Origin of the sequence: Streptomyces roseirectus, assembly GCF_014489635.1 — a bacterium.
Classification (GTDB): Bacteria; Actinomycetota; Actinomycetes; order Streptomycetales; family Streptomycetaceae; genus Streptomyces; species Streptomyces roseirectus.
In genome coordinates this window covers 5,701,969-5,722,640 of the sequence record NZ_CP060828.1, presented here as the reverse complement: position 1 = coordinate 5,722,640, position 20,672 = coordinate 5,701,969, and the positions used below count along the sequence as shown (strand labels likewise).

The following is a 20,672-nucleotide window of genomic DNA, read 5'->3' as shown; positions in this document are numbered from 1 at the left end:
GACACCAGCCCCGGACGCCCACCCCTGCCGTCCGCCCCTGGCACGCCCTCAGCCGAGGTACGGCGCGAACCGGGCCGTCACGGTCGAGCTGTCGTCCGAAGCGAGCGCGGGCACACAGGGGTTGGAGCCGACGCAGGCCCCGCTCCACCCCTTCATGACGTACCGGGCCCCGGGGTCCGTGAGGACGGCCGTGAGCACCGGCTCCGCCGTCACCCGGATCGTGCACTGCACGGAGGTGTACCCCGCGCAGACCTCCCCGGCCGAGGGGTCCGTCGCCGTCAGCCGGGAGCTGTCGCGCCCGCCGAGGAGGACGACGGTGAGGCCGACGTACCCCGTCCCGCTGAGGTCCGCCGTCGCGGTCCTGCCCCCGGACGCGATCGTGAGCCGGTCGCTCTCGGGGCCCAGCCCGCTCGGCGCGAACTCGACCGTCACCGTGCAGGACTCCCCCGCCCCGAGCCGGTCCCCGCAGGTGCCGTCCGCGTACGAGAAGGCGCTCGCGCCGGGGACGGTCGCGGGGCCGAGGTCGATGGCCCGGTCGTTGGGGTTGGTGACGGTGAAGTCGACGGTGGGCGCGTCGACGGACGGATGGATGTGCGTCATCCCGAAGTCCCGCGAGGACGGCGAGATCCGGGGCGCGGCGAGGGTACCCGTAGTACTTGAGGAGGACGACCCCGACGACCCTGAAGACGACGACCCCGAGGCCGACGAGGAGACCGAGGCCGACCCCGAGACCGTCCCCGTAGGACCCGTATCCCCTCCGGACGACTCCCCTGACGACCCGCCCACCCCCGCTCCTCCCGCCCCCGCCCCCGTAGCACTCCCGCTCTCCCCGGCCGTCACCCCCACCCGCGAGGCCGACGCACCACCCCCGCCGCTCTCGCCACCCCCGCCCATCCCCTGCCCGACCGCCGTCCCGATCACCAGCACCCCCACCACCGCGGCGACCGCGACCACCACCCGCCGCCGCGCGTCAGGGGAACGACCGGACGCACCCGGCACACCCAGCCCACCCGGCGGAGCCGACGGCAGCGGCGGCGCCCCGGCCGCGGCAAGCAGCGCAAGGTTCGCCCGAGTCACCTCCGCCCCCGCCGCATCCCCCAACGACTCCCGCAGCTCCAGCGCCCGCCGCAGCATCCCCCGCGCGTGCTCGACACGCCCGTGCAGAAAGTGCTGCACCCCCTGCTGATGCGCGAAGTACGCCTCGGCCGCCGCGTCCCCGGCCTCGCGCGCGGCGGTGATCCCCTGCGCGAGGGTGTTCTGCCACGCCTCCCAGTGCCCCTGGACGAACAGCACGCGCTCGACGACGGTGACGAGGCGGACGACGGTCTGCCACTCGCGGCGCTCGGCGGCGAGCCCGAGGAGCCCGAGGGCGGCGTCGAGAGCCCCGCGCGCGTCAGGACCGGCGGGGGCGCAGGAGGCGAGCCAGGAGGCGAGGGAGCGGGCGGCGACGGCGAGCCCGAGGTGGCGGTAGAGGACGTGCCGGTAGGGCTCGGCCTTGCAGACGGGCAGCCCGAACCGGTCGTCGCGCTGTTCGGCGAGCCCGCGCGCGGAGAGCGACTCGAAGGTCTGGGCGACGTAGGCGACGTCGGCCATCTGCGCGAGCACCCCGGCGGGCAGCAGCGCGCCGCCGAGCAGGGTGAGCACGGCGAGCACCCGTTTGGCCTGCGGCCCGAGCGCGGCGATGCACAGCTCGTCCAGGACGTCGGGGTCGCCCTCCGCGCGCGTGGTGACGTCGGCGAGGGTGTGGCCGTCGTGGCGGACCAGCGCGGCGGCCTGCCGCAGGTGCAGCGGCTGTCCGCCGACGGCGGTCACCAGACGGCCCACGACGGCCTGCTCGGCGCCGCTGAGGGCGCGTCCCAGGTCGTGGGCGAGGAGGGCGGTCGCCGCGCCCTCGGAGAGCCCCTGGAGGGCGCAGGAGCCGCCGGCGGCGCCGAGCGCGGGCACGACGGCGCCGGTCACCAGGGCGCAGCCTCGCAGCACGTCCTTGAGGTAGGCGAGCTGCTGCGGGGTGTAGGAGACGTCGTCCAGGACGACGGTGGCCTCCACGGCGGCGAGCGCCCGCGCGCACTCCTCGGTGGTGAACCGTACGGGGCCCGGCCAGGTGTGGAAGCGGCGCATGAGGTCCTGGAGGAGGTCTTCCAGGGCGGTCGGGCCGACGCGGACGTACACGCCGTCCGGGACGGCCCGCAGGAGCGTCGTCTTGCCCGTCCCGCAGGGGCCGGTGAACTCGACGGCCTCGCGCGCGCGTACGCGGGCGAGTTCCGGGGCGCGGCCCACCAGGTACGGCCGGGTGTCCGGGGCGCGCGGGGGCCTCGGGTGCGGGACCGTCGGCCGGGGTGTCACGCGCGTGAGGCGGACGCCGTGACGGTCGGTCAGCGAGGCGGAGAGACCGCCGGAGACGACACTGTTCATTCCTCCCCCTGGAATGAACGGGGCGCCTGGCGGGCGCCGTTGGGTCCGCGCGCCGGGCGGGCGCCGGTGTGTCCAGATTCGAACCGTCACCGACGCCTGTCAAGAACGCCCGCTATGTGCGTTTCCTACGACCCGAGCACGGACGCCAGGAACTCCCCGACCCAGCCGAGCAGTTCGCGCCCGACCAGCGGCTTCCCGCCGACCTTCGCGGTCTTCGGGCGCGGGACGAGCACCTGGTGCGCGGCCGGCTTGACGACCGTCCCCGGGTACAGGCGCTTGAGGCGCAGCTCCTGCGACTCGCGCAGCTCGACCGGCGCGAAGCGGACGTTGGTGCCCTGGAGGACGATCTCGCCGACCCCGCACGCGCGCGCCAGCATCCTCAGGCCCGCGACGAGCAGCAGGTTCTCGACGGGCTCGGGCAGCTTGCCGTAGCGGTCGGTGAGTTCTTCCCGGACGGCCTTGATGTCGTCCTCGGAGTTGGCCGAGGCGATCGCCCGGTACGCCTGGAGGCGCAGCCGCTCGCCGGGCGCGTAGTCGTGCGGGACGTGCGCGTCGACCGGCAGTTCGATCTTGACGTCGAGGGGCGCCTCGTCCTCGATCTCGCCGTTCTCCAGCTGCTTGCGGTAGTCCGCGACGGCCTCGCCGACCATGCGCACGTACAGGTCGAAGCCGACGCCCGCGATGTGCCCGGACTGCTCGCCGCCCAGGAGGTTGCCCGCGCCCCGGATCTCCAGGTCCTTCATCGCGACGTACATGCCGGCGCCCATCTCGGTGTGCTGGGCGATCGTCGCGAGGCGTTCGTGCGCGGTCTCCGTGAGGGGCTTCTCCGGCGGGTACAGGAAGTACGCGTACCCGCGTTCGCGGCCACGGCCCACGCGCCCGCGCAACTGGTGCAGCTGGGACAGGCCGAAGGTGTCGCCGCGCTCCACGATGAGCGTGTTCGCGTTGGAGATGTCGATGCCGGACTCGACGATCGTCGTCGACACCAGGACGTCGAACTTCTTCTCCCAGAAGTCGACGACGACCTGTTCCAGGGCCTGTTCGGACATCTGGCCGTGCGCGGTCGCGATGCGCGCCTCGGGGACGATCTCGCGCAGGCGCGCGGCCGCGCGGTCGATCGACTCGACCCGGTTGTGGATGTAGAAGACCTGGCCCTCGCGCAGGAGTTCACGGCGGATCGCGGCGCCGATCTGCTTCTCCTCGTAGGGGCCGACGAACGTCAGGACGGGGTGGCGCTCCTCCGGGGGCGTGGTGATCGTCGACATCTCGCGGATGCCGGTGACGGCCATCTCCAGCGTGCGCGGGATGGGCGTCGCCGACATCGTGAGGACGTCGACGTTCGCGCGGAGCTTCTTCAGCTGCTCCTTGTGCTCGACGCCGAAGCGCTGCTCCTCGTCGACGATGACGAGCCCGAGGTCCTTGAACTTCGTCTCGGAGGAGAACAGCCGGTGGGTGCCGATGACGACGTCGACGGCGCCCTCGCGCAGGCCCTCCAGGGTGGCCTTGGCCTCGGTGTCGGTCTGGAAGCGGGACAGCGCGCGGACGTTGACCGGGAACTGCGCGTACCGCTCGGAGAACGTCCCGAAGTGCTGCTGGACGAGCAGGGTCGTCGGGACGAGCACGGCGACCTGCTTGCCGTCCTGGACGGCCTTGAACGCGGCCCGCACGGCGATCTCGGTCTTGCCGTAGCCGACGTCGCCGCAGATCAGGCGGTCCATCGGGACCGTCTTCTCCATGTCGTCCTTGACCTCGGCGATCGTGGTGAGCTGGTCCGGCGTCTCCGCGTACGGGAAGGCGTCCTCCAGCTCGCGCTGCCAGGGCGTGTCGGCGCCGAACGCGTGGCCGGGGGCGGCCATGCGCGCGCTGTAGAGCTTGATCAGGTCGGCCGCGATCTCCTTGACGGCCTTCTTCGCGCGCGCCTTCGTCTTCGTCCAGTCGGCGCCGCCCAGGCGGTGCAGGGTGGGCGCCTCGCCGCCGACGTACTTGGTGATCTGCTCCAGCTGGTCCGTCGGGATGTACAGGCGGTCGCCGGGCTGGCCGCGTTTGGCGGGCGCGTACTCGACGACCAGGTACTCGCGGGTGGCGCCCTGGACGGTGCGCTGGACCATCTCGACGTACCGGCCCACGCCGTGCTGCTCGTGCACGATGTGGTCGCCGGCCTCCAGGGTCAGCGGGTCGATGCTCTTGCGCCGGCGCGCGGGCATGCGCGCGCCGTCCTTGCCGGCCGCCTTCTGGCCCGACAGGTCGGTCTCGGTGAGGACGGCGAGCTTCAGCGCCGGGTCGACGAAGCCGTAGTCGATCGAGCCGCACGCCACGTGGACGACGGACGGGGTGATGGTGCCAAGGTCGGCGGCCAGGCGCGCGGCGACGCCCTCGCCGCCCAGGACCTCGACGGTGCGGGTGGCGGGGCCGTGTGCCTCGGTGACGAACACCGTGCGCCAGCCGTCCGCGAGCCAGCCCTTGGTGTCCGCGAGGGCCTTCGCGGTGTCGCCCCGGTAGGTCTCCGGGGCGTGCATGGACAGCTTCAGCGTGTCGCCCGCCGCGTCGGCGGCGTAGGTGTCCGTCAGCTCCTCGTCGGCCGCGAACGGGGACACCGACCACCACATCATGTCCAGCTCGCGCGCCCGCTCACGGACGTCCGCGATCGACCACAGGGAGGCCGCGCCGACGTCGATCGGGGCCTCGCCGCCGCCCGCCGTGGCCGCCCAGGACGCGTGCAGGAACTCCTGCGAGGTCGCCACCAGGTCGGCGGCGCGCGTGCGGACCCGCTCGGGGTCGCACACGACGGCCATCGCGCCCTTGGGCAGGACGTCCATCAGCAGTTCCATGTCGTCGACGAGGACGGGCGCCAGGGACTCCATGCCCTCGACGGCGATCCCCTCGGCGATCTTGTGCAGCAGCTCGCCCAGCTCGGGGTGTTCCTCGGCGAGCCGCCGCGCGCGCTCGCGCACGTCGTCCGTCAGCAGGAGTTCCCGGCACGGGGGCGCCCACAGGCCGTGCGCGGCGACCTCGAGGGAGCGCTGGTCGGCGACCTTGAAGTAGCGGATCTCCTCGACGTCGTCGCCCCAGAACTCGACGCGCAGGGGGTGTTCCTCGGTGGGCGGGAAGACGTCCAGGATGCCGCCGCGCACGGCGAACTCGCCGCGCTTCTCGACGAGTTCCACGCGCGCGTACGCGGCTGCCGCCAGCGCCTCCACGACCGTGTTCAGGTCGGCGGTGCTGCCCGTGCGCAGGGCCACCGGCTCCAGGTCGCCCAGGCCCTTGACCTGTGGCTGGAGCACCGACCGCACGGGGGCCACGACGACCGACACCGGGCCCGTCTCCGGGTCGTCCGCGCTCGGGTGCGCCAGGCGTCTGAGGACCGCCAGGCGGCGGCCCACGGTGTCGCTGCGCGGGCTCAGGCGCTCGTGCGGCAGGGTCTCCCACGAGGGGTACTCCACAACGCCGTCCGCCGGCAGCAGGGAGCGCAGCGCCGCCGCCAGGTCCTCGGCCTCCCGGCCCGTCGCCGTCACCGCCAGCACCGGGCGGCCGGACTCGCGCGCGAGCGCGGCGATCGCGAAGGGGCGCGCCGCCGGGGGGCCGACCAGGTCGACGTGCGTGCGGTTGCCGTCGGCCGCCGCCCGGACGGCTTCGGACAGGGCTTTGTCCTTCAGGACGGCGTCTAGCAGACCGTGCAGGCTCATGGGTTCTTTCCGGTGGGGGTCTACGGCAGGTACGGGCAACACCGAGGGCCCGACGCGTGTCACGGGCCGGGGGTCATCCAGCGTACGACTTGGCGCCGACAAGCGCCGGGCCTGTGGACAACCACCGGCCTGTGGACGACCGCGTCACCCTCCGGCCTGGGCAGCGCGTGGGCCGGCCGTTGACGGCCGTCACCCTTTCGAAGACGGAGCCATGGCCTGACCTGCTGGGTCACCAAGAGGTTCCCCGGTCACCGAAAAGTGCGTTCTTCCACGTCAGAGGGGGCGGCCCTACGGTTTCGGCATGACCATCACCCTGCTGAATCCGGGCGGCCTGCCCGCGATCGACGCCTACCACCAGGTCTCCGTCGCCTCCGGCACCCGGACCGTGTACGTCGCCGGCCAGGTCGCCTGGGACGCGGCGGACGATCTCGCGGCCCAGGTCGAGCAGGCGTACGTCAGCGTCGGCACGGCCCTCGCGGGCGCCGGGGCCGCCTTCACGGACGTCGCGAAGCTCACCGTCCACGTCGTCGACTGGACGCCGGACAAGATGCCGGCGCTGCTGGAGGGGGTGGGGCGGGGGGCCGCGCGGCTCGGCGTCGAGCACCGGCCGCCGGCCACGCTGATCGGGGTCGCGGCGCTGGACGTGCCTGAGCATCTGGTCGAGATCGAGGCGGTCGCGGTGCTGGACTGAGCGTGCCGGGAACGGCTCCGGCGCCGCCGGGAGGTCCCGACGGCGCCGGTGTCAGTGGTGAGGGGGCGTCACGTCACCAGGAGGTGTAGTAGTACAGCGAGGCGGTGGCCCAGTCGACGGGCGCGCCGCGCTTCTTCCAACTGCTCGTGCCGCCCGGCTCGTTGCGGTACTGCATCTTGTGGGTGCCGGTCCCGACGGCCTTCAGGGCGGCGTGGTCGTCCACGCCCGGGAGGTTGTCGTAGCGGGCCCAGTGCTTGAAGCCGCCCGCCGTCGCCGACGTCTCCGAGACGATCGCGTCGCTGTTGCTGCCGATCGCTGTCCAGTCGGTGGCCTGGGTGGACTGCGGGTTGTTCTTCAGCCACTTGAGGAAGGAGGACTTCGGCCGCATGTCCTTGGTCTGCTGGTAGTCGTGGCCCCAGCCCCAGCCCGTCCCCGCGTGCGGCGTCCCCAGGGTCACCACGTCCTCGACGTACAGCTTCTTCGGGAAGCCGGACTCCTTCTTCGCGACGCCGGTCAGCGCGGCCTGGATGATCAGCCCGCCCATCGAGTGCCCCAGCAGGTCGACGGACTTACCCTTGGAGGTGTAGTCCTTGTAGATCTTGTTGGCGAGGTCCTTGCCCAACTGCTTGAGCCCTCTGTCCCGCTCCCCCTTCGCGATCCTGAAGTCGCAGTTCCAGTCGTCCTTGTAGAACGCGACCCCCCGCACCTTCCCCTTCCACTTGTAGTCCTTGAACCCCTTGATGACGTCCTTGAAGTAGTCCTTGCAGTCGAACTTCGCCGCCCACACCGGGTCGTACCCGTGCACCAGCAGCACGTCCTCACTCTTGCTGTTGTTCCGCGCCGGCGTCGAAGCGGCCCCCGCGGGCACCGCCGTCGCCAGCACACCCAGCCCCGTCAGCACCGCCGTCGCGGTCATCCCCGCGATCCTCATCCCGACCCGCATGACACTCCCCGTTTCCCGGTAGCGATACGCCCGCCCTCGCGGACACGACGATCAGCATGCGGACGAACCGCCACGCCAGGTACCTATAACTCTCCGGGGTATCAGCCGGACACGTCCCAACTCCCGTTGCCCACCCCCGCCCACCGGGGCTGGACTCGCTGACGGTGTTCGTGAGTTGGCGGTGAGCGGCGCGTTCGGGAGCATGATCCCGCCATAACCGAACGGAAGATCACAGAACTCAACTTCCGTTCTGCAAAGGGGTAATTGAGTGCTACGGTGCTCCACACAACACAACAAAGTGGCCCCACCAGGGCTCGGAGTGCTACCAACACTCCGCTGATGGGGCCGTGACGACATCACCGTGAGAGGAAGACTGTCGCCGTGCGCCACTCTATCGCGCGCGCCATTTTGGCGTCCCTGCACACCCTGCTCTCGTACCTCCTCCCCGCTCGGGGCAAGCGCCGCAAGTGCGCGGCCCCCGCACCGGCCCCGGCATCGACCCCGGCACCGGCCGCCGCCGAGTCGTACGTCAGCCCCTGGGCCCGCCCGTGGACCAGCCCCAGCAAGGAAGAAGCCGCCGAACTCTTCCGGCTCCAGGCCGAGCGCGATGCTCAGGCGGAGGCCGCGTGGGAGTTGCGGCTCCAGTGGGAGCGGCGGCGGGCGGCGACGCTCGCGACGATGGGGGTGGACTACCCGTACACCTATGAGGGTGCGCCGTTCGGGGCGGACTCTTTCGGGGCGGACGCGTTCGGGGCGGCGAGCGCGTGAAGTGACGCCCGTGCGCGGCAGCGTCCGCGCGCGAAACCCGGTGCCGGGAAGCCCTGTTGGCTTCCCGGCACCGGGTCTTCCCCCGCAACCCCCGTATGCGGTGGCTCAGTCGGTGGCGATCGCGTTGAGGACGTTCATCCGTCCCGCCCGGAACGCCGGGACCAGTGCCGCGAACAGCCCCACGAACGCGGACCCGATGAAGACGCCGATGATGGTCGGCCAGGGGATCTCCAGGACGCCGAGGCCCTGGAGCGCGAGGAGTTGCTGCGCGGTGGCCCCCCAGCCCATGCCGAGCCCGAGGCCGAGCAGCGCGCCGAAGAGGGCGATGACGACGGACTCCATGCGGATCATGCGGCGCAGTTGGCGGCGGGAGAGGCCGATGGCGCGCATGAGGCCGATCTCCCGGGTCCGCTCGACGACCGACAGCGCGAGGGTGTTCACCACGCCGAGGACGGCGACGATGATCGCGAGGGCCAGCAACCCGTAGATGAGGTTGAGGAGTTGGCCGATCTGGTCCTTGAGCGCCTGCTTGTAGTCGGTCTGGTCGCGCACCTTGTACTGCGGGTAGTCGTGCAGGGAGGACTTCAACGCCTGGTACACGGCGTCCTGTTGGCCCTTCTGCGCCGTCGCGAAGAGCATGGAGTCGAGGGGCATCTTGTCGGCGGGCACGTACTTCGCGAGGGTCGCGATGGACATGTACTTGGCGCCGGAGTCGATGACGTCGTCGCTGCGGGTGATGGCGCGGACCGTGAGGTGCGCCGTCGACCCCTCCTTGAACTTGACGGCGATCTTCGAGCCGAGGGTGACGCGGTGTTCCTTGGCGAAGTCCTCGTGGACGGACATCGAGTCGATCCGGTAGGCGTCCTTGATGTCGCCCGCGACGGTCTCCTTGCGGACGTCGGTCGCGTACGACGGGTCGGCCGCCGTGATGTCGGTGTTCTTGAGGGTCTTGCCGTCGGGGGTGGTGTAGTCGGCCTCCAGCCACTTGTACTCGGTGACCCGCTCGATGCCCGGCGTCTCCTTGATCGCCTTGACGGCCTGCGGGATGACGAGCTGCCCGGCGTCCGACCCGACGATGAAGTCGGTGCCGACGGTCTTGTCCAGCTCCTGCGTCGCGGAGGCCACCATCGAGGAGCTGACGACGGAGAGGCAGGCGACCAGCGCGAGCCCGATCATCAGGGCCGCCCCCGTAGCCCCCGTACGCCTCGGGTTGCGCAGCGCGTTGCGCTCGGCCATGCGCCCCACCGGCCCGAAGGCCCGCAGCAGGACCACCCCTAGTACCCGTACGACCCCGCCCGCCAGCAGCGGTCCGACGACGACGAACCCGAGGAGCGACAGGACGATCCCGAGCCCCAGCCAGAGCGCGCCCTCACCGCCCTTGTCGGCGCTGCCCGCGAGGTACAGGGCGAAGACGCCGCCGCCGGTGAGCAGCAGCCCGATCGCCCCGCGCACCAGCCCGGCCTTGCCGTCGGCGGGCGTGCCCGCGTCCCGCAGGGCGGCCATCGGGGAGACCTTCCCGGCACGCCGGGCCGGGAGGTAGGCGGCGAGGACGGTGACGACGACCCCGAGGACGAGCCCGATCACCGGGGTGGTCCAGGCGACCGTCAGATCGTCGGTGGAGAGGTTCATGCCGGCGGAGCTCATGAGCTTCATCAGCCCGACGGCGATCCCGACCCCGGCCCCTACCCCTAGTACCGACCCGACGACCCCGAGGAGGAACGCCTCGACCAGCACGGACCGGTTGACCTGCTTGCGCGAGGACCCGATGGCCCGCATGAGCCCGATCTCCCGGGTGCGCTGCGCGACCAGCATCGAGAACGTGTTGATGATCAGGAAGATGCCGACGAGGAACGCGATCCCGGCGAAGCCGAGCATGGCGTACTTGAGGACGTCCATGAACTCGCCGACGTCCGCGCGGTTGGCGTCCGCCGTCTCCTTGGCCGTCTGCACCTTGAACTGACCGGCGCCGAGTGCCGCGCTGACGTCCGTCTTCAGCTGCGCGTCGCTGACGCCCTCGGCGGCCGTGACGTTGACGTTCGTGTAGACCCCGGTCTCGCCGACCAGCGTCTGCTGCGCGGTCTTCGTGTCGAGGTAGAAGATCGCGGCGCCGGGGTTGGTGACCTCGAACGCGGCGACGCCGGAGACCTTCGCGGTGTGGGTGCCGACGGCGGTGATGACGGCGATCTCGTCGCCGAGCTTCAGGTGGTGCTTGTCGACGGTGTCCGCGTCCACCATCACCTGGTCCGGACCCTTGGGGGGCGTCCCGGAGGTGACCTTCATGGTGCGGGCGTCGTTGGCGGTCCAGTTGCCGACGATGGTCGGTCCGCCGCCGTTCGGCGAGAGGCTGTCCTTGTCGGCGTCGACGACGGTCACGGAGGTCGAGAACACCGCGCCCTCGGCCGCCTTGACGCCCTTCGCCTTGCGGACGGTGTCGAGGACCGACGCCCGCATGACCGGCGGCTTGCCGTTGTCGGCCTGCGTCTCCCCGGTGTCGGAGGCGTCCTTGGGGCTCACCGTGACGTCGGACGACGTCGCCGCGAACAGCTTGTCGAACGTCGTCGACATGGTGTCCGTGAACACCAGCGTCCCGCACACGAACGCCACCGACAGCAGCACCGCTATCGCCGAGAGCGCCATTCGCCCTTTGTGGGCGAAGAAGTTGCGCATCGAGGTCTTCATGACGGTCATGACGTGCGCCCCCGGGCGTCGAAGTCCTTCATTCGGTCGAGGACGGTCTCGGCGGTCGGGCGCAGCATCTCGTCGACGATGCGGCCGTCGGCGAGGTACAGCACACGGTCCGCGTAGGACGCGGCGACCGGGTCGTGGGTCACCATGACGATGGTCTGGCCGAGTTCGTCGACGGAGCGGCGCAGGAAGCCCAACACCTCAGCGCCCGCACGGGAGTCGAGGTTCCCGGTCGGCTCGTCGCCGAAGATGATCTCGGGGCGGGCGGCCAACGCCCTTGCCACGGCGACGCGTTGCTGCTGGCCGCCGGAGAGCTGGTTGGGCCGGTGCTTGAGCCGCCCCGCGAGGCCGACGGTCTCGACGACGCGGGCCAGCCACTGCTTGTCCGGCTTGCGGCCGGCGATGTCCATCGGGAGCGTGATGTTCTCCAGCGCGCTGAGCGTGGGGAGCAGGTTGAACGCCTGGAAGATGAACCCGACGCGGTCGCGCCGGAGTTGGGTGAGCTTCTTGTCCTTCAGGCCGGTGATCTCGGTGTCGTCGAGGTAGATCTTCCCCGAGCTGACGGTGTCGAGTCCGGCGAGGCAGTGCATGAGCGTGGACTTCCCGGAACCCGAGGGGCCCATGATCGCGGTGAACTCGCCCCGCGCGATGTCCACGTCGACGTGGTCGAGCGCGACGACGCGGGTCTCCCCGGCGCCGTACGCCTTCACGACCTGCCGCCCCCGCGCGGCGACGGCCGTACGCCCTCCGGAACCCCCGTGCCGGGGAATGGTCACGGCCGATGTCATGGCAAGTCTCCTATGTCGGTCATCACTTGAGACGCGGCTGCCCCGCTGGCGGGCCCGCTTGAGTACTGGGGTACCTGGATGCTTGGTGCTTGGGTACGACGACGAGTCTGGTCCCCGGGAGGGAGTCGGCGCATTGGGGCCGGGCCCCCTCTTCCCGGGGGGTTAACCCCACCCCCCGTCGGCGTAAAGCCAGATTAAGGAGCGGGGCGGCGGCTCCTCGTCATCCGTCGGTACGAACCCTCCCCGAGACGTAGTACGGAGGTACCCCTAGGGGTTCTCCACCGACGGGTGGAGCGAAATTCAGGGATCCCTCCACCCTCCGGCCCCCTAAGGCTGCACCCTGCCGCGACGTGAGGGTCAAGTGAGAAGCTGATCGACGGCAGATAGATGCAAGGGGCACGGGATCACCGGAGCGCCGGAGCACGGGGAGCGTCAGTGGCGGAGAGCGTTCGGCCGGTCATACCTGAGACCGGGGACCGTAGTACCCCCGGCCGACGCGGCGCGGTGGTCGCCGCGCTCATGCTGTCGATGGCGCTGGCCGCCCTCGACTCCACGATCGTCTCCACCGCCGTCCCCCAGATCGTCGGGGACCTCGGCGGCTTCTCGGTCTTCTCGTGGCTCTTCTCCGGCTACCTCCTCGCGGTGACCGTCACGCTCCCGGTGTACGGGAAGCTCTCCGACACCTTCGGCCGCAAGCCGGTCCTCGTCGTCGGCGCGGCCCTGTTCCTGCTGGGGTCCGTCCTGTGCGCGTGCGCCTGGAACATGGGCGCGCTGATCGCGTTCCGGGTCGTGCAGGGGCTCGGCGGCGGGGCGTTGCAGGGGACCGTGCAGACCCTCGCCGCCGACCTGTATCCGCTGGAGCAACGGCCCAGGATCCAGGCGAAGTTGTCCACGGTGTGGGCGGTGTCGGCGGTCGCGGGCCCGGCCGTCGGCGGGCTGTTCGCCGCGTACGCCGACTGGCGGTGGATCTTCCTCGTCAACGTTCCGGTGGGCGCGGTCGCGTTGTGGCTGATCGTCCGTCACCTCCACGAGCCCGCGCGGGAGTTGGTGAAGCCGCGCGTCGACTGGGCCGGTGCCGTCGCCGTGTTCGCCTGTGGCGGGGTCCTGCTGACCGCGCTCGTGCAGGGCGGGGTCGCCTGGGACTGGCTGTCGGCGCCCTCGCTCGCGCTGCTGGGCACCGGGCTCGTCCTCGTCGCCGTCGTGGTCGTCGTCGAGCGGCGGGCCGCCGAGCCGATCATCCCCGGCTGGGTGTGGCGGCGGCGGACCATCGCGTCCGTCAACCTGGCGCTGGGCGCGCTGGGGCTGCTGATGGTGGCGCCGACCGTGTTCCTCCCGACGTACGCGCAGTCCGTCCTCGGGCTCGGGCCGGTCGCCGCCGGGTTCGTGCTGTCCGTGTGGACCCTCAGCTGGCCGGTCTCCGCCGCGCTCAGCCAGCACGTCTACCGGCGCATCGGTTTCCGTGACACGGCCCTGCTGGGCATCGGCCTCGCGACGCTGTTCCTGCTCGCGTTCCCCTTCCTCCCCTACCCCGGCTCCGCCTGGCAACCCGCCCTGCTCATGCTGGCGTTGGGCGCCGCGCTCGGCCTCTTCCAGCTCCCCCTGATCGTCGGCGTCCAGTCGACGGTCACCTGGGGCGAACGCGGCACCGCCACCGCGTCGATCCTCTTCTGCCGCCAGACCGGCCAGACCCTCGGCGCCTCCCTCTTCGGCGCCGTCGCCAACGGCGTCCTCGCGGCCCGCCTCGGCGGCGCCGACCTCGACTCCGTCACCCGCACCTGGGGCCCCGACGGCACCCCCGCCCCCGTCCGCCACGCCGTCGCCGAGGCCGTCCACGCCGTGTACTTCGGCGCGGCGACGGCGGCGGCGCTCGCGTTCGCCGTGCTGTTGCTCGCGCCTCGGAGGTTTCCGGTGCTGGATCCCTCCGGGGAGTGAGCCGGGGTGCCCAATACCAGGGAGTTAGCGGGCTACTCCACCGTCCGGCCCGTCAGTGCGCTCAGGCTGCTGCGGACGTAGTCCATGTGGGCGCGGACGTCGTCCCAGCGTTCGCCGTGTTCGCGCAGGACGCGTTCGGTCTCGCGGGCGATGCGGTCGGCCTGGTGGTGGGCCTGGGTGAGGAGGGCGGTGGCGTGGGTGTGGGCGCGGTCCTGGAGGTGGCGGGCGGAGGTCTCGGCGTCGGCGTAGGAGGCGCGGGCCTCGGTGAGGGCGGACTCGGCGCGGGCGACGAGGTCGGCGTAGTGGGCGTCGAGGGCGCGTGCGCGGTCGGCGGCCTCGCGCTCCGCCGCCGTCCAGCGCCGCGTGTGGTCCTGTTCCTGGCGGGCCAGCAGGGCCGATGTGCTCCGGCGCACCTCGCGCAGCTCGGCGAGGGACGCGGCACGCGCCTCCTTCACGCCGCGCCGGGCGGCCACCCGGATCTCGTCCGCCTCGGCGCGGGCCTGTTCGGTGCGCCGCTGTCCCCATTCCTCCGCCTCCGCGAGGGTCACGCGCGCCTCCTCCCGCGCTTCCTCGTGGACGACGACGGCGTGCGCGTCCGCCTGCGCGCCCCGCTCGCGCGCCTCGCGCCGGGCGCGTTCGACCAGCGCGTCGGCCTCGTCCTGCGCGAGGCGGAACAGGTGGCGGGCACTCTCGCCGAGGGTGTCGTAGTCCTGTGGAGCCAGCCGGTTGACGACCTCACGCAGCCGCCGCGCCTCGGCCTCGCCCTCCTTGACCCGCACCGTCAGCCGCGCCGCCCGCTCCCACGCGGAGTCCCGGTCCGCGCACAGCGCCGCGACGTACGCCTCGACCTGCGCGGGGCGGTACCCCCGTCCACGGACCGCTCCGAACCCGTACGGCGACACCGACGCGCTGCCCATGATGGAAACTCCCCACGAGATCCGAACGATTTTGCGCATATCTTGACGGCTCGGATCAAAAGGTGCCTAACGTGACACTCCGTGAGGGGGTTACGGGGCGTACGGGTCGTAAGGGTCGTCCACACGACGAGGGCCCGCCCCCGGTCTCCCGGGTGCGGGCCCTCTCGGCTCGGTGAGCGCTCAGGACGGCGTCACAGCAGCCCGTCCCACATCTGCTCCAGCAGCACCGACCACCAACTGTCCGGCGAACCCAGCGCCGCCGGGTCCAGCGACGCCAACTGCGCCTGGAAGTCGACGGTCCAGCGGCCCGCCTGCTCCGGGTTCAGCCCGAACCGCAGCCGCCACATCCGCCCGAGCAGCGCGAGGCAGCGCGCGAACTCGGGCAGCCCCGAGTTCACGAACTGCGGCGCCACCGGGGCCCCGCCGGGCCCGGCCTCGACCGGCACCGCGACGATGTTGGCGGTGCCGTACTGCACGCAGATCGCCCGGCCGAAGTCGCTGCCCATCACCAGGTACGACCCCGCGTCCGCCGCCGGCTGCACCCCGCGCTCCTGCGCCAGCTCCGCCAACGTCGGTACCGGGCGCCCCGGTTGGGCCTGCGCCCAGAAGAACGGGCCCATGTCCAGCGGCAGTCCCGCCGCGACCAGCATGTGCGCCACCACCGGGGGGACGCCCTGCCGGGCCACCGCCGCCTGCTCGAACCGGAACACGCCGGGACCGAACGCGGCGGCCAGCTCCTGCGCGATCGCCTCCGGCGGTATCGCCGGGGCCTGTTGCACCGGCGGGAGCGGTGCGCGCACCGGGGCGGGCCTCGCCGGACCGTCGGCGACCTGGTGCAACTCGCCCTGGTGCGCGAGGAGTTGCCGCATGCCCTGCTGCCGGCTCGCGTGGTCCGTGCCGTACGGGGCGATGCTCGTGATCCTCGCCTGGGGCCACTGCTCCCTGATCATCCGCGCGCAGTACGCGCCCGGCAGCTCGCACGACTCCAACTCCGTGTGCAGCTCCAGCACTTGGCCCGGCGGGACGTTCATCCCGCGCAGCTCGTGGAAGATCTGCCACTCCGGGTGCGGGGTGCCCGGCGCGGAACGCCGGATGAGCTGCTGCTCCGAGCCGTCCTGCGCGCGGTAGCGCAGGACCGCCTGGTAGCCGGGGCCCACGATCGGCTGGCCCGCCGGGTTGGGGTACCCGTAGGCCGACGGGGGCATCCCCTGGGGGACCATCGGGGTACCGGAGTAGGGGCCGGCTCCGGGCACGCCGGGAGGCGCCGCCGGGGCACCGGCCGCGCCGGGGGCGCCCGGGAACGGGGCCGGGGGCGCGCCGGGAGGTGTCCCGGGTGCACCAGGGGCGCCGGGGAACGGGGCTCCGGCTCCGGGAGCACCCGGCGGGGTGGGGGGAGCGGGCGGGGCGCCGTGCGGCGGGGCACCGGGGGCCGGCGGGACGCCGTGCGGCGGAGTTCCGGGGGTGCCCGGGGCGCCGTGCGGCGGGGTGTTCGGTCCACCTGGAGTACTAGGGGTACGCGGGCCCGCTCCGGGGACGCCGGGGGCGCCCGGCGGGGGCGGCGGCGCGCCCGGTCCGCCGACCGGGGGTGCGGCCAGCATGGTCTCGGCCTGGTGCACGGCACCGGGGGCGCCCGGGGTGCCGGGAGCACCGGGGGCTCCAGGAGCGCCGGGCGCACCAGGGGTACCTGGGGCTCCGGGAGTGCCGGGGGCCGTTCCGGGGACGCCGGGGGCGCCCGGCGGGGGCGGGGGTACGGCGCCGGGCATCTGACCGGCGCCGGGCATGCCGACGCCGGGCTGTGTCACGCCGGATTGGCCCGCGCCGGGCGGCTGGGCACCGGGCGGGGGCGTGCCCGGGGCTCCGCCGGGGCCGGAGATCAGATCAGGTCCGTCGGGACCGAGCGCGGAGACCAACTGCGTCGGCACGTAGCCTCCGGCGGGCGCACCCGGGGTACCGGCGGGACCGGCACCCGGGGCTCCCCCGACGGCACCGTCCGGCGCGCCTCCAGGCATGGGGCCGGGCGCGTTCCCCGGCCGGGCACCCGGAACCCCGGGCGCGCCAGGCGGAGGCGGCGGCGTTCCCCCGCCCCGTCGGCGCGGAGGCGGCGCGGCCTTGCTGGTCGCGGCGTCGGCGATGTCCCCGGCGTTGGGGGCGAGCCCCCGCCCCGCGGAATCACCGGCCTGCGAAGTCCCGCCGGGCACACCGGCGTTGGGCATGCCCAGTCCCGGAGTCGCGACAGCGGTAGGCGCATCGGCGACACCGGCCCCAGGACCGGCCACCCCGGCACCCTGACCGTCACCGGGCAGCGTCGGACTGAGCGCACCGCCCCCTTGAGCCCCGCCCGGCACAGCCGAGTTAGGCCCACCGGGCGCCTGAACCCCGCCAGGAGCAGCCGAGTTGGGGACAGCAGACCCCTGCCCCCCGCCCGCCACCGGCGAGTTGGGGCCGCCGGGCGCCTGAGCCCCACCGGGCGCGGACGCGTTGAAGCCACCAGGCCCTTGAGTCCCGCCCGGCGCAGCAGAGTCAAACCCGCCAGGTCCCTGAGCCCCGCCCGGCACAGCCGAGTTGGGATCGCCGGGCCCTTGAACCCCGCCGGGTACAGCCGAGTTGGGGCCGCCAGGCCCCTGAACCCCACCCGGCGCAGCCGAGTTGGAGCCACCGGCGCCTTGACCGACACCCGGCCCACCCGCTCCGGGCCCACCCGGACCGCCGCCCTGCGGATACCCGTACGCCGAACCTCCCGCAGGCCCACCCCCGGCACCCTGCGCTCCACCGACCGTGCCGTCCAGCGCGGGCGCGATGGCCGTGGGCGGCAGTTGGCTCCCCCCGGACATCAACTCGGTCTTGGCGTCGGCCGGAACCCCGGGCCCACGCCGCTCGTTCGGGTCGCTCAGCGGCGGGGCGAACACGGTCGCCGGCAGCGGAACGGACCGGTCCTCACCGCCGTCGCCGTTGGTGTCGGTCCCGGCCCAGGGAGTCGCCCCGGCGGGAACACCCGCAGCCCCAGGGGCCCCGGCCCCCGCAGCCGTCCCGCCACCCGGCACCGCAGCCGAACCAGCACCAGCACCGCCACCGCCACCCGGCCCGGAAGGAACGCCACCCGCACCAGGCCCGGCAGCAGCAGCCCCCGACCCTCCGGCAGCAGCGCCCGCACCAGAACCCGGCCCGCCGGACGCGGCACCCGGCGCCCCAGCGCCACCGCCAACACCCGCCCCCGGCGCCGGAGTTGACTCCGCCCCCTGAGCCCCGTCCCCGATGCCCAGCTTGTCCGCCGCGTCCTGTAGCCACTCCGGCGGCGTCAGGAGGAAAGACGTCTGGTTGAGATCGACGCGCGCGGCGGCAGCCGGCACCGCGTCGGCGACGACCCCCGCCTCACCCCCGTACCGCTCCTCGTACCGGCGGATCACCTCGCCGACGGGCAGCGCGGGCCACAGCGTGGCCTCGCCGCTGTCACGGGCGATGACGAGCCGCTGAGCACCGCCGTCGCCACGGGGCCCCTCCGCCCGGTCCTCCGCCCAGACGACGAACCCGAGGCCGAACTCCCGTACGCGCACCTCGCGATGCTGGTAGACGGGCACGTCCCCGTTGACCCACTCCTCCGCGCGCTCCTGCGCCTGCGCGAACGTCACCATCGTGCGGATCACTCCCCAGCAACCGGAACGACGCGCGTGAACCCGCCGTCCACCATCAGGTCGGCCACCGTCTCCAACTCCGGCGGATCACCGGCGAGTCGGGACAAGAACGCGTCGAAGTCGTCGCCGCAGGGCAGCAGCAGCCGCTCCACGCGCTGGGCCGGCGTCCAGGAGGGATCGGCGTCACGGACGTCGTCGTACGCGCAGAACCACACCGAACCGAGCCGTTCGCCCTTGACCTTGACGGCGAGCAGCCCGCCCTGCACGAACCCGACACCCAGGTAGTCCTTGGTGAGATGGTCACGCAGGCACTTGTTGACGTACACGAGGTCGTTGACGGCGGCCTCGTCGCGGACCGTGAAGAACGGCTGGTCGACGAGGAGCCCCAACTCGGCGTCCAGCGCGGCCCCGACGGGCGCGCACCCGCCCGCCGCCTTCAGGAACGTCCGATAGGCGCCCGGCAGCCGGTAGCCGAGATCCTCCTCGACCCCCTGCACCTGCGACTCGGTCACCGCGACCCCCGACTTCGGCAGCCGGAAGTGCGCGGGCCGCGTCTCCTGGAGCGGCCGCGTCCCCCGCTTCGCGTGATCGACCCGGGCCGTCGAGATCCCCCCGTGGTGGCGCAGCAGCGCCTTCACCTCCACGGGTATCAGTTCGAGCCGGCGCGTCCCGGCGACGTGGTGCCACGTCCAGCCGTGCGGCGTCGCGACCGGCGAGACCGTGTCCCACAGCGCGTGCCCGGACGCCGACTGCGCCGCGTTCGCCGACACGTAGTCCGTAAGACGTAGTTCGTCGACCCCGAACCCCTCCGGGGGATCGGCGATCTCCGCCACCGCGCGCGCGTACGGCGAGAAGTCGGGGTAGCCGCGCTCGTCGACCCGTACACCTCTGGGGTGACGGCCCGCCCGGACCGGGTCCGGAAAGTGCACGACCTGCCCGGCGTAAGCCGCGTTCGGCGGCGCGGTCTGCCCGAGCCGACCTGTCGTCATGGCGGTTGCCCCCTGCGGCGCTCTGTACGGCGCCCGCCGGCGGTTCCGCTTCCCGGCCCCGCCCGACACGCCCCGTATCCGACTGTCTCCACCGCTTCCCGGCACACGTCCGTCGCGCACCCACGGTGCCGACAGCCTATGCGGTACGCCCGGACGGGTCACCGGCCCTCCACTTCGTCCCCCTCAGAGCCTGTGTCACATCCCCGGTCGGATAGCGCACGTCGTCTGGTGCGTGCGATCGCAAGGCGCCGGAGCGTCCGCGTGGCGGAGCCACGTGGGCGGTTCGGCAACGCCGCGAGCGCGCGTGCCAGACGACGTGCGCCCGGCCGGGGATGTGACACAGGCTCTCCAGTACGGTGACCAGCCGTCACCTTCTGGTGACAGCCCGGCCCGCCCCGGGCGTGTCGCCACGCCCCAGCTTCCGCACAGGCCACGCCATTTGGCACCCTGTGTCCTCCGGGGGGATGCCCGGGGAGGGAAAGACGATCATGAACGCGACGCAGACAGGACCGCACGGCACGGACCGCACCGCCGACGCCACCGCTCACCCAGCGTCACCCGGCGCCCACAGACCACCCCACACGCCCCAGGTCCCGCCACCCCACAGAACCGCCCCCGGCGACCACCCCCCGAACACCGACCCGCGCGCGGGCGGCGACCCCCGCATCGGCTGGTCCGCCGACACCCCCCACGCGCCCGCGCTCCGCCACCGCCGCGACGGCATACTCCCCACCGTCGCCGCCGCGCTCTCCGTACGCGGCGCCACCCTCACCGGCACCGCCGCCCGCGGCGACCAGCCGCCCCCGCTCCACCACCTCGTCCAGGACTTCCTCGACACGCTCCCCAGCGACCGCCGCGACCGCTTCACCGGCCGCTGCGCCGAAGCGCTCCTCATCTCCCGCCACATCGCCGCCGCCGACGCCGCGCGCAGCCGCCGCGCCGCCCGCAAACCCATGACCAACGGCGAGGCCCGCAAGGCGCTCAAGCAGTCCAAACTCACCACCCGCCACATCCGCGAGGACGGCGACCCCCTCCACGGCACCTTCGCACCCCCCTGCCGCGCCTGCACCGCCCTCACCTCCCACTTCGGCATCCGGGTGGTCGAAACGTCCGAGGAGTAGCCGGACGACGGTGAAGGCGGGCGCCAGTGAGGGCGAGCGCCGGTCCGAGGACGCGGACCGTCACGCACGCGTACGCGAGCGCGCGGGCGCCGTCCGAACAAAGGCACACGGACC

General features: G+C 72.9%; 12 protein-coding genes. 4 read left to right on the top strand and 8 right to left on the bottom strand.

Annotated features, from left to right (window positions below; all coding sequences use genetic code 11):
- Nucleotides 1-48: 48 nt before the first annotated feature.
- Complete coding sequence (locus tag IAG44_RS24395; protein WP_187749201.1) at nucleotides 49-2,412, bottom strand: hypothetical protein; 2,364 nt, start codon at nucleotides 2,410-2,412, stop codon at nucleotides 49-51.
- 125 nt (nucleotides 2,413-2,537) lie between these two features.
- Entirely contained in the window at nucleotides 2,538-6,095 is a 3,558-nt protein-coding gene (gene mfd, locus IAG44_RS24390; protein ID WP_187749200.1) for a transcription-repair coupling factor, read from the bottom strand.
- A 301-nt stretch (nucleotides 6,096-6,396) separates the two neighbouring features.
- On the opposite strand from mfd, the gene IAG44_RS24385 reads away from it, so the two are divergent.
- On the top strand, nucleotides 6,397-6,786 hold the full coding sequence (locus tag IAG44_RS24385; RefSeq protein ID WP_187749199.1) for a RidA family protein: 390 nt from the start codon (nucleotides 6,397-6,399) through the stop codon (nucleotides 6,784-6,786).
- Nucleotides 6,787-6,859: 73 nt separating this feature from the next.
- Here IAG44_RS24385 and IAG44_RS24380 read toward each other — a convergent pair whose 3' ends face one another.
- Nucleotides 6,860-7,702, bottom strand: a complete 843-nt coding sequence (locus tag IAG44_RS24380) for a PGAP1-like alpha/beta domain-containing protein (protein WP_187749198.1) — start codon at nucleotides 7,700-7,702, stop codon at nucleotides 6,860-6,862.
- Nucleotides 7,703-8,110: 408 nt separating this feature from the next.
- Here IAG44_RS24380 and IAG44_RS24375 point away from each other — a divergent pair, with 408 nt between their 5' ends.
- A complete protein-coding gene (locus tag IAG44_RS24375) occupies nucleotides 8,111-8,497 on the top strand; it encodes a hypothetical protein (protein ID WP_187749197.1) in 387 nt (128 codons plus the stop codon).
- 105 nt (nucleotides 8,498-8,602) lie between these two features.
- Here IAG44_RS24375 and IAG44_RS24370 read toward each other — a convergent pair whose 3' ends face one another.
- Nucleotides 8,603-11,185: an ABC transporter permease gene (locus IAG44_RS24370; protein ID WP_187749196.1), complete on the bottom strand. Its 2,583-nt coding sequence runs from the start codon at nucleotides 11,183-11,185 to the stop codon at nucleotides 8,603-8,605.
- The gene (locus IAG44_RS24365) at nucleotides 11,182-11,970 is read right to left on the bottom strand and encodes an ABC transporter ATP-binding protein (protein ID WP_187749195.1); all 789 of its coding nucleotides are present in this window, start codon (nucleotides 11,968-11,970) and stop codon (nucleotides 11,182-11,184) included. Before IAG44_RS24365 ends, IAG44_RS24370 begins: the two co-directional genes overlap by 4 nt.
- A 435-nt stretch (nucleotides 11,971-12,405) precedes the next feature.
- On the opposite strand from IAG44_RS24365, the gene IAG44_RS24360 reads away from it, so the two are divergent.
- On the top strand, nucleotides 12,406-13,902 hold the full coding sequence (locus IAG44_RS24360) for an MFS transporter (protein ID WP_246562034.1): 1,497 nt from the start codon (nucleotides 12,406-12,408) through the stop codon (nucleotides 13,900-13,902).
- A 32-nt stretch (nucleotides 13,903-13,934) separates the two neighbouring features.
- Here IAG44_RS24360 and IAG44_RS24355 read toward each other — a convergent pair whose 3' ends face one another.
- The 3 genes from IAG44_RS24355 to IAG44_RS24345 all read right to left on the bottom strand — a co-directional run bounded on the left by IAG44_RS24355 (nucleotide 13,935) and on the right by IAG44_RS24345 (nucleotide 19,437).
- The gene (locus tag IAG44_RS24355) at nucleotides 13,935-14,819 is read right to left on the bottom strand and encodes a coiled-coil domain-containing protein (RefSeq protein WP_187749194.1); all 885 of its coding nucleotides are present in this window, start codon (nucleotides 14,817-14,819) and stop codon (nucleotides 13,935-13,937) included.
- A gap of 191 nt (nucleotides 14,820-15,010) precedes the next feature.
- Complete coding sequence (locus IAG44_RS24350; RefSeq protein WP_187749193.1) at nucleotides 15,011-18,448, bottom strand: SUKH-4 family immunity protein; 3,438 nt, start codon at nucleotides 18,446-18,448, stop codon at nucleotides 15,011-15,013.
- Nucleotides 18,449-18,456: 8 nt separating this feature from the next.
- Complete coding sequence (locus IAG44_RS24345; protein WP_187749192.1) at nucleotides 18,457-19,437, bottom strand: SMI1/KNR4 family protein; 981 nt, start codon at nucleotides 19,435-19,437, stop codon at nucleotides 18,457-18,459.
- Nucleotides 19,438-19,925: 488 nt separating this feature from the next.
- Here IAG44_RS24345 and IAG44_RS24340 point away from each other — a divergent pair, with 488 nt between their 5' ends.
- A complete protein-coding gene (locus IAG44_RS24340) occupies nucleotides 19,926-20,558 on the top strand; it encodes a YwqJ-related putative deaminase (RefSeq protein ID WP_187749191.1) in 633 nt (210 codons plus the stop codon).
- Nucleotides 20,559-20,672: the final 114 nt, after the last annotated feature.

Excerpts from the sequence above, each read along its gene's own strand:
- IAG44_RS24395 (WP_187749201.1), bottom strand. The coding sequence starts at position 2,412 with ATGAACAGTGTCGTCTCCGGCGGTCTCTCCGCCTCGCTGACCGACCGT.
- mfd (WP_187749200.1), bottom strand. The coding sequence starts at position 6,095 with ATGAGCCTGCACGGTCTGCTAGACGCCGTCCTGAAGGACAAAGCCCTG.
- IAG44_RS24385 (WP_187749199.1), top strand. The coding sequence starts at position 6,397 with ATGACCATCACCCTGCTGAATCCGGGCGGCCTGCCCGCGATCGACGCC.
- IAG44_RS24380 (WP_187749198.1), bottom strand. The coding sequence starts at position 7,702 with ATGACCGCGACGGCGGTGCTGACGGGGCTGGGTGTGCTGGCGACGGCG.
- IAG44_RS24370 (WP_187749196.1), bottom strand. The coding sequence starts at position 11,185 with ATGACCGTCATGAAGACCTCGATGCGCAACTTCTTCGCCCACAAAGGG.
- IAG44_RS24365 (WP_187749195.1), bottom strand. The coding sequence starts at position 11,970 with ATGACATCGGCCGTGACCATTCCCCGGCACGGGGGTTCCGGAGGGCGT.
- IAG44_RS24355 (WP_187749194.1), bottom strand. The coding sequence starts at position 14,819 with ATGGGCAGCGCGTCGGTGTCGCCGTACGGGTTCGGAGCGGTCCGTGGA.
- IAG44_RS24350 (WP_187749193.1), bottom strand. The coding sequence starts at position 18,448 with ATGGTGACGTTCGCGCAGGCGCAGGAGCGCGCGGAGGAGTGGGTCAAC.
- IAG44_RS24345 (WP_187749192.1), bottom strand. The coding sequence starts at position 19,437 with ATGACGACAGGTCGGCTCGGGCAGACCGCGCCGCCGAACGCGGCTTAC.
- IAG44_RS24340 (WP_187749191.1), top strand. The coding sequence starts at position 19,926 with ATGAACGCGACGCAGACAGGACCGCACGGCACGGACCGCACCGCCGAC.